This is a genomic window from Pseudalkalibacillus sp. R45 (assembly GCF_052246725.1).
Lineage (GTDB): Bacteria > Bacillota > Bacilli > Bacillales > Fictibacillaceae > Pseudalkalibacillus.
In genome coordinates, this window is sequence record NZ_JBQQCL010000001.1 from 356,635 (window position 1) to 369,161 (window position 12,527).

General features: G+C 41.7%; 13 protein-coding genes and 1 riboswitch. Of the genes, 1 reads left to right on the forward strand and 12 read right to left on the reverse strand.

The window, feature by feature from the left end; translation table 11 throughout:
* Window positions 1–77: 77 nt before the first annotated feature.
* The 10 genes from sufB to ACTWQL_RS01920 all read right to left on the reverse strand — a co-directional run bounded on the left by sufB (window position 78) and on the right by ACTWQL_RS01920 (window position 9,753).
* The gene (gene sufB, locus ACTWQL_RS01875; RefSeq protein ID WP_443140731.1) at window positions 78–1,475 is read right to left on the reverse strand and encodes a Fe-S cluster assembly protein SufB; all 1,398 of its coding nucleotides are present in this window, start codon (window positions 1,473–1,475) and stop codon (window positions 78–80) included.
* A 109-nt stretch (window positions 1,476–1,584) separates the two neighbouring features.
* On the reverse strand, window positions 1,585–2,025 hold the full coding sequence (gene sufU / locus ACTWQL_RS01880) for a Fe-S cluster assembly sulfur transfer protein SufU (RefSeq protein ID WP_443140732.1): 441 nt from the start codon (window positions 2,023–2,025) through the stop codon (window positions 1,585–1,587).
* Window positions 2,015–3,235 carry a cysteine desulfurase gene (locus ACTWQL_RS01885; RefSeq protein ID WP_443140733.1) on the reverse strand — a complete coding sequence of 407 codons (1,221 nt, stop codon included), beginning with the start codon at window positions 3,233–3,235 and terminating at the stop codon, window positions 2,015–2,017. Before ACTWQL_RS01885 ends, sufU begins: the two co-directional genes overlap by 11 nt.
* Complete coding sequence (sufD, locus tag ACTWQL_RS01890; protein WP_443140734.1) at window positions 3,232–4,551, reverse strand: Fe-S cluster assembly protein SufD; 1,320 nt, start codon at window positions 4,549–4,551, stop codon at window positions 3,232–3,234. The genes ACTWQL_RS01885 and sufD overlap by 4 nt, the downstream gene beginning before the upstream one ends.
* Window positions 4,552–4,570: 19 nt before the next feature.
* Window positions 4,571–5,359 (reverse strand): Fe-S cluster assembly ATPase SufC, encoded by a 789-nt coding sequence (gene sufC, locus ACTWQL_RS01895; protein ID WP_443140735.1) that lies wholly within the window; start codon window positions 5,357–5,359, stop codon window positions 4,571–4,573.
* A gap of 516 nt (window positions 5,360–5,875) precedes the next feature.
* Window positions 5,876–6,031 carry a hypothetical protein gene (locus tag ACTWQL_RS01900; protein ID WP_443140736.1) on the reverse strand — a complete coding sequence of 52 codons (156 nt, stop codon included), beginning with the start codon at window positions 6,029–6,031 and terminating at the stop codon, window positions 5,876–5,878.
* Window positions 6,032–6,266: 235 nt separating this feature from the next.
* Window positions 6,267–6,593 carry a carboxymuconolactone decarboxylase family protein gene (locus ACTWQL_RS01905; RefSeq protein WP_443141444.1) on the reverse strand — a complete coding sequence of 109 codons (327 nt, stop codon included), beginning with the start codon at window positions 6,591–6,593 and terminating at the stop codon, window positions 6,267–6,269.
* Window positions 6,594–7,227: 634 nt separating this feature from the next.
* Window positions 7,228–8,049 carry a MetQ/NlpA family ABC transporter substrate-binding protein gene (locus ACTWQL_RS01910; RefSeq protein WP_443140737.1) on the reverse strand — a complete coding sequence of 274 codons (822 nt, stop codon included), beginning with the start codon at window positions 8,047–8,049 and terminating at the stop codon, window positions 7,228–7,230.
* Between the two features lie 17 nt (window positions 8,050–8,066).
* Window positions 8,067–8,735, reverse strand: coding sequence for a methionine ABC transporter permease (locus ACTWQL_RS01915; protein ID WP_443140738.1), 669 nt, complete (start codon window positions 8,733–8,735; stop codon window positions 8,067–8,069).
* The gene (locus tag ACTWQL_RS01920) at window positions 8,713–9,753 is read right to left on the reverse strand and encodes a methionine ABC transporter ATP-binding protein (protein ID WP_443140739.1); all 1,041 of its coding nucleotides are present in this window, start codon (window positions 9,751–9,753) and stop codon (window positions 8,713–8,715) included. Before ACTWQL_RS01920 ends, ACTWQL_RS01915 begins: the two co-directional genes overlap by 23 nt.
* A 109-nt stretch (window positions 9,754–9,862) precedes the next feature.
* Window positions 9,863–9,976, reverse strand: a riboswitch (SAM riboswitch).
* Between the two features lie 214 nt (window positions 9,977–10,190).
* Here ACTWQL_RS01920 and ACTWQL_RS01925 point away from each other — a divergent pair.
* Window positions 10,191–10,613 (forward strand): TlpA disulfide reductase family protein, encoded by a 423-nt coding sequence (locus ACTWQL_RS01925; RefSeq protein ID WP_443140740.1) that lies wholly within the window; start codon window positions 10,191–10,193, stop codon window positions 10,611–10,613.
* Here the strand turns inward: ACTWQL_RS01925 and ACTWQL_RS01930 are convergent.
* Window positions 10,584–10,937: a hypothetical protein gene (locus tag ACTWQL_RS01930; RefSeq protein WP_443140741.1), complete on the reverse strand. Its 354-nt coding sequence runs from the start codon at window positions 10,935–10,937 to the stop codon at window positions 10,584–10,586. The two genes, ACTWQL_RS01925 and ACTWQL_RS01930, sit on opposite strands and share 30 nt — an antisense overlap.
* Before the next feature lie 221 nt (window positions 10,938–11,158).
* Window positions 11,159–12,508, reverse strand: a complete 1,350-nt coding sequence (locus tag ACTWQL_RS01935; RefSeq protein WP_443140742.1) for an anti-sigma factor domain-containing protein — start codon at window positions 12,506–12,508, stop codon at window positions 11,159–11,161.
* Window positions 12,509–12,527 lie beyond the last annotated feature (19 nt).

Here is a 12,527-nt window from a genome sequence, read left to right on the forward strand (position 1 = left end):
GCACAAAATCGGCACGCCGCAAAAATCCAAAAAATAAACCTCGGTATAATCGTTGTTATACCAAGGTTTATAGGGTGTTAACCGATTGAACCTTCCATTTCGAACTTGATCAGGCGGTTCATTTCGACTGCATATTCCATTGGAAGTTCTTTCGTAAATGGCTCGATGAAGCCCATTACAATCATTTCTGTCGCTTCTTCTTCTGAAATTCCGCGGCTCATAAGATAGAAGAGCTGCTCTTCGGATACCTTCGAAACTTTCGCCTCGTGCTCGAGTGAAATGTTTTCGTTCAGGATCTCGTTGTATGGAATTGTATCAGAAGTCGATTCGTTATCCATGATCAACGTGTCACACTCGACATTCGATCGTGCGCCAGATGCTTTACGTCCGAAGTGTACGATACCACGATACGTTACCTTACCTCCACCTTTAGAGATGGACTTGGAAACGATCGTTGAAGATGTGTTCGGAGCCATGTGGATCATTTTCGCTCCTGCATCCTGGTGCTGTCCTTTACCAGCAAGTGCGATCGATAGTGTCATTCCACGAGCGCCCTCACCTTTCAAGATGACAGCTGGATACTTCATCGTCAATTTGGAACCGATGTTACCATCAATCCATTCCATCGTTGCATTTTCTTCTGCTACTGCACGCTTCGTTACCAGGTTGAATACGTTGTTCGCCCAGTTTTGGATCGTCGTATAACGGCAATACGCGTTTTTCTTGACGACGATTTCAACAACCGCGCTGTGCAGGGAGTTTGTTGTATAAACAGGTGCCGTACAACCTTCAACATAGTGTACAGATGAATCTTCGTCAGCAATGATCAACGTACGCTCAAATTGCCCCATGTTTTCAGAGTTGATACGGAAATACGCTTGTAATGGCGTATCACACTTGATTCCTTTTGGCACATAGATGAACGAGCCACCAGACCATACCGCAGAGTTCAATGCTGCGAATTTGTTGTCTGTCGGTGGTATTGTTTTACCAAAATGCTCTTTGAAGAGGTCTTCGTTTTCTTTAAGCGCTGTATCTGTGTCCTTGAAAATAATCCCCATGTCCTCAAGGTCTTCCTGCATGTTGTGATAGACAACTTCAGATTCGTATTGGGCAGATACACCCGCTAGATATTTTTGTTCTGCTTCAGGGATACCGAGCTTATCAAACGTACGCTTGATTTCTTCAGGTACTTCATCCCATGAACGCTCAGACTTCTCAGACGGTTTTACGTAATACGTAATGTCATCGAAGTTCAATTCTTTCAAGTTACCGCCCCATTGAGGCATTGGCACGCTATAGAAATGTTCTAGTGATTTTAAACGGAAATCCAGCATCCATTTAGGTTCTTCTTTCATACGTGAAATTTCTTCAACGATTTCTTTCGTCAATCCACGCTTGGATCTGAAGATCGAGACGTCCTTATCTTTAAAACCGTATTTATATTCACCGATCTCTGGCATTTTCTTAGCCATCGTTTAATCCCTCCTTAAAGGATACATACACAAAAACCGAAACCTTTGTCATTCATTCCATACTTCTATTGTAAATCGGATGAGTGCTTCTGACAACCAAGCAGGAGTATTACTCTTCTCCTTTTTGGTTGACTCCCTTTTCTAATGCTTTCCATGCAAGTGTCGCACATTTAATACGTGCAGGAAACTTTGAAACGCCTTGAAGGGCCTCAAGATCTCCAAGATCCAAATCGCCTTCATCGTAATCTTTTCCAAGCATCATTTCTGAAAAGATATTTGACAGCTTAAGGGCATCTTCTACAGGGAGTCCTTTGATGGTTTCGGTCATCATTGATGCCGAGGCAAGGCTGATCGAGCACCCTTCACCGTCAAACTTGGCCTCATTGATTTTCCCATCTTCGACTTCCATTGACACTTTGATCCGGTCGCCACATGTCGGGTTATTTAAGTTGAAGGTCAATGCACCATCATCAAGTTCTCCCTTGTTACGCGGGTTCTTGTAATGATCCATGATGACCTGACGATATAGTTGATCCAAATTAGAAGACATGACCAAAATACTCCTTTGTAGTCTTTAATCCATCTACTAGTGCATCAACATCTTCTTTCGTATTGTAAATGTAAAAGCTTGCTCTGGCAGTTGCTGTCACATCCAACCATTTCATCAACGGTTGTGCACAATGGTGACCCGCACGTACAGCAATTCCTTCTGCATCCAATACTGTAGCTACATCATGAGGATGCACATCATCAATGTTGAATGTCACCAGTCCTGCTCGATGTTGAGGTCCGAATATCTTCAACCCTTCAACGTCTGACATACGTTCCATCGCATAGTCTACGAGTTCATGCTCCATTTTCTCAATCTCTTTGCGTCCGATTTGCTCTAAGAAATCAATTGCTGCACCAAGCCCGATGGCTCCAGCAATGATCGGAGTTCCGCCTTCAAACTTCCAAGGAAGATCCTTCCAAGTGGATTCATACAAACCGACAAAGTCAATCATCTCTCCACCGAATTCGACAGGCTCCATATTTTCTAATAGCTTTTTCTTGCCATACATGACACCGATACCGGTCGGACCGCACATTTTATGGGCTGAGAAAGCGTAGAAATCACAATCTAAGTCACGGACATCAACATGCATGTGCGGAGCTGCTTGAGCACCATCCACTACCATGACTGCTCCATTTTTATGAGCGATCTTTGTGATTTCCTTGATCGGATTGATCGTACCTAGAACATTTGAAACGTGCATGATCGATACAATCTTAGTATGTTCTGTAATTGTATTTTCAACAGCACTTAAATCAATCGTTCCATCCTCTTGTAAAGGAATGTATTTTAATGTCGCGCCTGTTGCTTTCGCCAGCTGCTGCCACGGAATGATGTTGCTGTGGTGTTCCATTGGCGTGATGACGATTTCATCCCCTTCGCCGACGTTCGCTTTCCCATAGCTGGAAGCAATCGTATTGATGGCTGTCGTTGTACCACGGACAAACACGATTTCGTCAGTTGAAGAAGCATTGATGAAGCGTCGGACTTTTTCGCGGGCACCTTCATAGCCGTCAGTAGCCCGTGTCCCTAACGTATGCACACCACGGTGCACGTTCGAGTTGTCGTTTTTATAATAATGGTCAAGTGTTTCAATCACCGAAATCGGTTTTTGAGATGTCGCTGCGCTATCCAGGTAGACGAGTGGCTTCCCATTCACTTCTTGATCAAGGATGGGGAACTGTTTGCGAATCTCTTTTGAAATCATTTATTGACTTTCCCTTCGATTACACCAGTTAACATCTTCTTTACACCTTCGATAGGTAATTGGTTGACGACTGGTGCAAGGAATCCGTGGATAACAAGACGTTCTGCTTCTTGTTTGGAAATACCACGGCTCATCAAGTAGAACATTTGGATCGGATCCATGCGTCCAACTGATGCAGCGTGACCAGCGGTAACATCATCTTCGTCGATGAGAAGGATCGGGTTCGCATCTCCACGTGCTTTTTCACTTAGCATCAGAACACGTTCAGTCTGTTCACTGTTCGCTTTTGTCGCTCCATGCTCGATTTTTGCAATTCCGTTAAAGATGGAACTTGCATTGTCCTTCATGACCGCGTGCGCTAGCAGTTGTGCGTCTGATTGTTTACCCCACTGATTGACACGGATGACGAAGTTCTGCTTTTGATTTCCACGTCCGATGGAAACGGTCTTCGTATCTGCTACAGATCCATCACCCACCAGATTGGTCGTGTTATCAGAAATCGTATTGCCATCATTCATTTGACCAAGTGCCCATTCGATTTTTCCGTCACGTTCAACATGTCCTCGACGGTTCACATAGGTTGTCATTCCTTTAGAGAAGTTATCTACCGCTCCGAATTGAACACGTGCATTTGGGCCAGCATATACTTCTGCTACGATGTTGGCAACAGACTCTTCATCTGTTCCATGAGAAAGGTAGTTTTCAACATACGTGACAGAACTGTTATCTTCAGCTACGACTAAAACATGATTGAACAATGACGCTTCTGCATCCTCTTGCCAGAAAACAGACTGTAACGGTACATCGATTTCAACGTTTTTCGGAACGTATACGAAAACACCACCGTTAAGAAGTGCAGCATGCAAAGAAGTCAAACGATGCTCATCGATCTTAACTACTTTGTTCATAAAGTATTTTTCCACAAGATCGCTGTGCTCATGGACTGCTGTAGCGATATCTGTAAAAATGACCCCTTTGTCTTTCAGTTCTTGTGAGAGCTGTTGAAATGCAGGAGTCGAGTTTCGTTGGATAAGGAAGTTATCCGTACGATCTTCTTTCCCGATAAGTTCTAAAATATGTTCAGGAAAGTCGTCTGCCTTATCGAATTTCGCAGCCTTCACTTCGTGTTGGAAAGTTGTGAAGTTCCAGTTGTCGATTTTCGTTTTCTCCGGCTTCGGCATCGGCAGGCTTTCAGCCAGTTCCAATCCACGAAGACGAAGGTTTTTCAGCCATTCTGGTTCATCTCGTTGTTTGGAAAAGTCGCTTACATATGATTGATCGAAGGCAATCTTCGTTTCGTTCGTTTCCACTGACATATAAATCCTCCTTCAAAGCCTATGCTTGTTCTGTTTCGACAGTTTCGTCTTCAATTCCTAGTTCATCTTTAATCCAGTCATACCCTTCTGCTTCAAGACGTTGAGCAAGCTCAGGTCCACCAGATTTCACAATACGTCCTTGCATGATTACGTGAACTTTATCTGGTGTGATGTAGTTCAATAGACGTTGATAGTGCGTAATGATCAAACCGCCGAATTCAGGGTTACGCATATCATTGACACCCTTAGAAACGACCTTCAATGCATCGATATCAAGACCAGAGTCGATTTCGTCAAGAATTGCGATCTTCGGCTCGAGCATCAATAGTTGAAGAATTTCGTTACGTTTTTTCTCCCCGCCAGAGAACCCTTCGTTCAAGTAACGCTGTGAGAAAGACTCATCCATATCAAGAAGTTCCATTTTACTGTCCATTTTACGGATGAACTTCATCAATGAAATTTCTTTACCTTCTTCACGACGAGCGTTGATTGAGGAACGTAGGAAGTCTGCGTTCGTGACACCGCTGATCTCACTTGGATATTGCATCGCGAGGAAAAGACCTGCTTTTGCTCGTTCGTCAACTTCCATTTCAAGAACATCTTTACCGTCCAATGTGACAGTTCCCTCTGTAATTTCATACTTCGGGTGTCCCATTAGTGCAGATGCTAATGTTGATTTTCCTGTTCCGTTTGGTCCCATTACTGCATGGATTTCTCCACCGTTTATTTCAAGGCTTAGGCCTTTGATGATCTCTTTTCCTTCAATGGAAACGTGTAGATTCTCAATCTTTAGATTTGGTGCAGTCATGAATATTACCCTCCAATTTCATATTTCTAATCACTACTCCATTCTACATTGTAACGAAAAACAACATAAAAATGAAATAATCGTGATTTTTTCTATTTTCACTTGAAGAAAACTGCAATTTTCTTCGATATAAGGTCAACTATGGCTCTTCCGTCGCCTTCTCTGCTCGGCGTTGCCAACTTTACTTTAACATCATTCTAATTTTATAACAAATTAAAATAATTCTCAATACAGATATTGAAAATATAAGTTTTTTTACATGCTAATTGAGAATAAAGCATTCTTATTGAAATCAACTTCTTCTTTTCAGAGGCTGAAAAATGGTCTGATAACTAAAGAAAGCTTGGCAAAGCCAAGCCTTTTGGCGCAGGCTGAGCTTTAGCTGCGCTTATATTAAAGAAAGTATTTTATACTTTCTTTAAATGCAACGAAAGGACCTTATCAGTATTCGATAAGGTCCTTGATATATACGCTTTGTTTATTGTTATTGCAGTGTTTCTTGATTGTTGATCATCATTAAGACTTATTGACTTTACCCGTAAATTCGTTGAGCATTTGTTGACTTACTTTGTACTCCTGCTCTCTCTTACGTTCGATTTTTAATCGTTCTTCTAGGTTGCGATCATACTCAGCATAACCTATACCATGTGCCTGATGCATGGCCTTTTCCATTTCACCAGTATGGTTAGTGTCAATAGGGTGGATAATGAATCAATCCTTTCAAGTTTATGAATTATTTTTTCACTACACTCTATACCCTACCAATATGAAGCTAAAACCCCAAATATGATATAGAATGATTATTTCTCCTAAGAAACCTTAAGAAGGAGTGGTGTCACATTAGGGTCCCTATTTCTATAATTGCCCCTCATACATCTGATTTCCTCGATATTCCTCGGTTTCGTTCTTAGTGTTTCATCTGATTCAAATCCGTAATCGCTTCTTGCACGAGGGTTACAGACTGACTCATAGCTGCTCCACCACCGAATGCTGCACAAACACCTACCGCTTCTAAAATTTCCTGTTCACTGCAACCTTGATCTAGACACCCTTTTGTATGGTAGATGATGCAATACTCATCCTGGGAGTAAATACTGATGCCCAGTGCAATCAACTGTTTTTCCTTTTTGCTCAACTTGCCGGCTTTAAAACAAGATTCAGTAAATGCATTGTACTTTCTTGCAAGATCCGGCATTTTTTCAGTGAAGATCCCTAAGCCTTCTTTGTAATCCATTAAAGCAGCTTCTGTAGGACTGCCTGGTTGTTGTTCTTGTTGGTTTCCATTTTGATTCAATTCGATCACTCCTCATACGTTAAAATCATCATTAGTTAGTATGATTCTTCTCGTAAAAAGATATCCGCGAGAAATCGTTCCATGCAAGCTCCAGTTAACAGCACGATCAATCGGTTTTTCGTGTTTTCATGTACTCAGGAACCCTCGCTGAGTACATCAAATCCAATTTTCTGTGCTTTCATGTACTCAGAAACCCTGGCTGAGTACATCAAAACCAATTTTCTGCGTTTTCATGTACTCAGGGACCCTGGCTGAGCACATCAAATTCAATTTTCTGTGCTTTCATGTACTCAGGGACCCTGGCTGAGTACATTAAATCCAATTTTCCGTGTTTTCATGTACTCAGGAACCCTCGCTGAGTACATCAAGTCCAATTTTCCGCGTTTTCATGGTCACCAAACCGACGACCCTAAGAAGATCTAGAGTAATCAAAGTTAGTTCCACACAAAGAAAACTTGGCCAAGCCTAGCCTTAGCGCAGGCTGAGCCTTAGTTGCCCTTATATTGAAGAAAGTATTTATACTTTCTTTAAAAGTAAAAAAGAGTGCCGACTTATGTCAGCACTCTGATACACATTATTCGTTTACAGGAACGACTGCGCCTTTATATTCTTTTTTAATGAAGTCCTGTATTTCTTTAGATTGCAGCACTTCTACAAGTGTTTTGATCTTCTTGTCATCTTTATCGCCTTTGTTTACTGCGACGATGTTTACATATTCAGAGTCGGATCCTTCGAGAGCAATCGCATCTTTTTGCGGATTAAGCCCTGCATCAATCGCATAGTTTGTGTTGATGACAACTGCGTCCCCTTCACCGTTTTTATAGATTTTCGGCAGCAATCCTGCTTCCACATCAGTCTTGAAGTTGATTTCTTTTGGGTTTTCAGCAATGTCTTTAACAGTTGCATCTGCTTTATCAACGCCTTCTTTCAGCTTGATCAGACCTTCTTTTTCAAGCAAGCTGAGAATACGGCCGTGCTCTCCGACAGAGTTGCTCATGATGATCGTTCCTTTTTTAGGAAGCTCATCTAAGCTTTTATAATCCTGCGAATATACACCCATTGGTTCGATGTGCACCCCACCTGCGTTTTCAAAATCATAGCTTTTGTTATCTTTCATTTGTGATTCCATATAAGGTACGTGTTGGAAGAAGTTTGCATCCAATTCTCCAGCAGCAAGCATTTGGTTCGGTGTCACATAGTCTTGAAGCTTTTCGATTTCAAGCTTGATGCCTTTCTCCTCAAGGATCGGCTGCGCTTCCTCAAGAATTTCAGCATGTGGTACGTTCGATGCACCGACGACAAGTTCTTTCTCATCTCCGCCTGAACCACCTTTACCACAAGCCGCCAATACGGAAATGATAAGTACAGTTGTTAAAAGTGTAATGAGTTTTTTCATGTTGTTATCCCTCCAAATTATCGTTTATCTGTTTGTTGTGTTAAGAAATCGCCTATCCACTGAATGATGAAGACGATGATTAAAATGATTACGGTCGCCACGAATGTCACGTCATTCTGATAACGCTGGAAACCATCCAAATATGCAAGCGTCCCTAAACCGCCTGCACCGACTACACCGGCCATCGCGATGTATGAAATCAAGGCGATTGCTGTCACTGTGATACCCGAGATCAGTGCCGGCAATGATTCAGGTAAAAGTACCTTGTATATGATCTGCCCGTCTGTAGCTCCCATCGATTTTGCAGCTTCTATGACGCCTTTATCGATCTCCCGCAATGCGATTTCAACCATCCTTGCATAGAATGGGGCAGCCCCGATTATCAGAGCTGGCAATGCGGCATTCGCGCCAAGCATTGTACCGATCAACCATGTTGTAAAAGGTACTAAAAGGATGATCAAAATAATGAATGGGATGGATCTGAATATGTTTACGAATCCAGCGATTACTGAATGAATCGCTTTGTTCTGCCAAAGGTTCCTCTTTCCTGTAAGGAACAATAATAAGCCTAATATGATTCCAAGGATGAATGTAGCACCTACTGAAATTACTGTCATATAAAGGGTCTCAACAGTAGCTTCCCACATATCCTCCCAATCAACGTTAGGAAACATTGTTGTCAACATCTGTGATCACCTCGACTTCCACTTCTTGTTGTTGAATAAAATAGATGGCTTCCTTCACTGTGTCAGGCTTTCCATCAATTTTGATGAATAATGTTCCATATGCCCCATCTCTTGTTTGTGAAATCTTGCCTTGAAGGATGTTAACATCAACTTCAAACTTTCTGATGAGATCACTTATGAGCGGTCGTCCAGCTGTCCCCCCTACGAAAGTAAGTTTAACGACCTTAGAATGGTCTCCTTTTTGAATCAGATGCTGGATTGTTTCATCCGTTTCTTCCGGTTCTGTCACCTGTTTAACGAAGTCCTGTGTTATTGTCCTCTTCGGCGTCTTGAACACATCCAGGACATGGCCTTCTTCGACAACTCGACCGTCCTCCATTACTGATACACGGTTACAGATCTTTCGGATGACATGCATCTCATGCGTAATCAGCACGATCGTCAAACCAAGTTTTTGGTTGATATCGACAAGAAGGTTCAAGATCGAGTCGGTCGTTTTCGGATCCAATGCGGATGTCGCTTCGTCACAAAGCAAAACATCTGGATTGTTCGCTAATGCTCTTGCAATCCCTACACGCTGTTTTTGTCCACCACTTAGCTGTGAAGGGTAGGAATCTCCTCTCCCGGACAACCCAACAAGATCGATCAATTCATCGACTCGCTTCACACGTTCCACCTTACTTACCCCAGCAATCTCTAAGGGAAAGGCTATATTTTCACGGACAGTGCGTGACCAGAGCAGATTGAAATGCTGAAAAATCATTCCAATATTTTGTCTAGCAATCCTCAGCTGCTTGTTATTGAAATTAGTCAATGACTTGCCGTTTATATCGACTGAACCCTCAGTCGGTTTCTCCAGCATATTGAGCATACGAATCAGCGTGCTCTTCCCTGCACCGCTGTATCCAATAACGCCGAATATTTCACCTTTTTCAACATTCAGATTGACGCCGTCCACAGCATTGACGACTCCATCTTTTGTATAAAAAACTTTCTTTATGTCTTTCAAAGTAATCATGATGATTCAGCCCTTTCTTTCTCTTATCCACTGCAAAAGTGCTGTCTGTAAATGCAAAAAACCTTTCCGCTCTGAAAATGAGCAGAAAGGCTGAATGTTCAGTCTCTCCATCTCATCTTCCAAAGCATTACACTTTGCAGGATTTGGCACCTTCTTAAACCATGTCCGGTTTACTGGTTGCCGGGCTTCACAGGGCCAGTCCCTCCGCCGCTCTCGATAAGATTAGATATATATCCGATATGTTTTATCGCTTTACTTTATTCAAGCATGAATGCATTGTAGCACGGGATATTTTTAAGTGTCAACAAAATAATATTCTCTTCAACATTCTCACTGAATTTTTGTGACGAAAACGTGTCAGTTCGCACTCGATATCGACATGTGTTAATTTCAATATAGTGGTATGGAATTTGACCGATAAAGGAGTTTAGGAACAAATGAACACTATCACTTCATTCACTCTTGAGGAATACAAAACAAATCAGAACGTCAACCTATCAGACTTTGCGGGCAAACCTGTCATCATTCAATTTTGGGTAGCATGGTGTCCTGATTGTATGAGGGAATTACCTCTTCTTGAACAATTCTATAAATCGATGAACAACGATGAAATTACCGTATTGACGGTCAACGTCATCGGCAGAGAAGGTTCTTTAGAAAAGAGGGATCAATTTATCCAAAAGAATAATCTTACCGTCCCCATCCTTCTTGATGAAGGGACTAAAGTTTATGATCAATTCGAATGCAGGTCCGTTCCCACTACGATTCTTCTAGATCAAAATCATGAAGAGCTAGCACGGTATACAGATCAAGATTCTTTTCAGGACATCTTATACGGCATCTCTCGTTTGCTTTCCTAGTAAGTAGAAGATGGATTCAAGCTTCAGGATTGTACGGTAGGACGCATTTGTTTCAATCTCTCCCTTAGCGATCAGCTCTGTCAGTTTCTGTTTGCCTTCCACCAGGGATTGCAGTACGTTCATCCGGCCATTGATCCTGATGGTATGCTGATCGACCTCTTCTTTCATGATCACTTTACACGAACGCTTACGTAAATGCATCGAAACACACTCTTCCCCATCAGCAAGAGAGACGACATAATCATTCAATCGAAAAAACGGTGACAAATAAGATTGTTCCTCAAATCTTTTTGAAAACAAATCAACGATACCGTTTATATGCATATTCCTCTCCTCACTTTTACATAGCGATTGGATCTAATGATAAATTTCTATGGGGGAAAGCGATTGTCCTTTTATAATCCTTCGACAGTTTCTCCATCAGAATTCGATATTTTCAGTTGACGATATCCGCTTCAATACAAAAAGCGCCAGACACTCACTGAATCTGAGTTTGTCTGGCACTGTCGTAGTCTATCTATTATGTACAAAAACACCACAAATCGTCATGGCTTTTTACCATGACTTCCTTTTCCGTGATTATCTTGATGGGGGTGTGAGTGCTTTTTCATTTTTGATTTTCCATTGTCTTGAGCACGGAATATGTTGATTTGCAGGTTCTCAAGTAGTTTCAATTCCTGAGGGGTCAATTCATCCGCATCTATGCCATGCAGATCCAATTTGATTTTAACCTGCAAATCATTTTCTTCATCGCTCTTTTTAGACGTTTTATCTTGATCCGAATCGCTTCGGCTGTCCTTATCTTCCTTATCTGTCTGATCCTTAGCAGGGGCTGTAGTTGCATTTTTTGCTTTCTCTACTGGTTCGGAAACAGGTTCACTTGCAGCTGCCTTTTCTTCTTCTTTTTCATCAGGGTTTTCAACTGCCGTCTTAACTTTATCTGCGACATCATCTTTGACATCACCACTCGCTGCAGTTCCGGTTTCATTTGTATCAGGTACCTCCGGCTCAGCAGGATTCGCCCCGTTATTTTCTTCGTTGAGGTCTTCTTTCTTCATCTGGTTTAGTTTACGAATATTATCCTGTTGAGGACCTTTATTAGCAGGTACAACACCTTTATCTTCGTCTAAACCAACTTGCGCCTTAGCCATGTACTTATTCATTGCAGAATAAGAAAGTCCGCTTGCTTGGTCGAGGGTGAATGTTTCATCAATATCAGAAATGTCTTCAAATACCAGATATTTACCCATGGACAAACCATTTTCTTCCGCAAGCTTTCTGGTCGCTTCCGTTGTTTCTCTTAGTGATAGAACGATTCCCGTATTCTCAATATATTTACTCGCTTTAAGTCTTTCAATTGACTTATTTAAGCGTTTACGCATTTCATCTGATATATATTCATCGTCAATCGTTGACGTGATCAACAGGTCTTCATACGTATCGAAATAACCTGATTCTTTCAAGGTTTTGAATAATGAATCGGAAAATACCAATAAAGATGAGTCTTTATATTCGTTTGAACCTTCAAGCAGTTTTTTTGCATCTTCGTTTAAAGCACGGACTTTGATGACATTCATATCATTATCAACTGCCACTTCAATGCTCGGGTTTATATCAAAACTTACATAAGCAGCAGCAGAGGCCTTGTTCGTGCCAAATGGCATCCCGCTTGCAACCAATACGAACACAATGATTGCTACAAGGGATAGTGAAAATGAAGGCAACAATGTTTTTCTAGGCTGAAAAAATGCATCAGAAATTTCGGGTGGACATATATACTCCTGTCCAACCTCAGGTTGTTCTCCTTTTTTCAACCGAACACGTTCAAAACTGCCATCTTTAGTCAAAATCACAGCTTTCCGCTTCGATACTTCCATAATCAAGCCGCGTTTCACTCATTGGTCCCTCCCTTCC

Bases quoted from the DNA above. Each gene is read 5' to 3' on its own strand.
- sufB (WP_443140731.1), bottom strand. From the start codon at position 1,475: ATGGCTAAGAAAATGCCAGAGATCGGTGAATATAAATACGGTTTTAAA.
- sufU (WP_443140732.1), bottom strand. From the start codon at position 2,025: ATGTCTTCTAATTTGGATCAACTATATCGTCAGGTCATCATGGATCAT.
- ACTWQL_RS01885 (WP_443140733.1), bottom strand. From the start codon at position 3,235: ATGATTTCAAAAGAGATTCGCAAACAGTTCCCCATCCTTGATCAAGAA.
- sufD (WP_443140734.1), bottom strand. From the start codon at position 4,551: ATGTCAGTGGAAACGAACGAAACGAAGATTGCCTTCGATCAATCATAT.
- sufC (WP_443140735.1), bottom strand. From the start codon at position 5,359: ATGACTGCACCAAATCTAAAGATTGAGAATCTACACGTTTCCATTGAA.
- ACTWQL_RS01900 (WP_443140736.1), bottom strand. From the start codon at position 6,031: ATGGAAAAGGCCATGCATCAGGCACATGGTATAGGTTATGCTGAGTAT.
- ACTWQL_RS01905 (WP_443141444.1), bottom strand. From the start codon at position 6,593: ATGGATTACAAAGAAGGCTTAGGGATCTTCACTGAAAAAATGCCGGAT.
- ACTWQL_RS01910 (WP_443140737.1), bottom strand. From the start codon at position 8,049: ATGAAAAAACTCATTACACTTTTAACAACTGTACTTATCATTTCCGTA.
- ACTWQL_RS01915 (WP_443140738.1), bottom strand. From the start codon at position 8,735: ATGTTGACAACAATGTTTCCTAACGTTGATTGGGAGGATATGTGGGAA.
- ACTWQL_RS01920 (WP_443140739.1), bottom strand. From the start codon at position 9,753: ATGATTACTTTGAAAGACATAAAGAAAGTTTTTTATACAAAAGATGGA.
- ACTWQL_RS01925 (WP_443140740.1), top strand. From the start codon at position 10,191: ATGAACACTATCACTTCATTCACTCTTGAGGAATACAAAACAAATCAG.
- ACTWQL_RS01930 (WP_443140741.1), bottom strand. From the start codon at position 10,937: ATGCATATAAACGGTATCGTTGATTTGTTTTCAAAAAGATTTGAGGAA.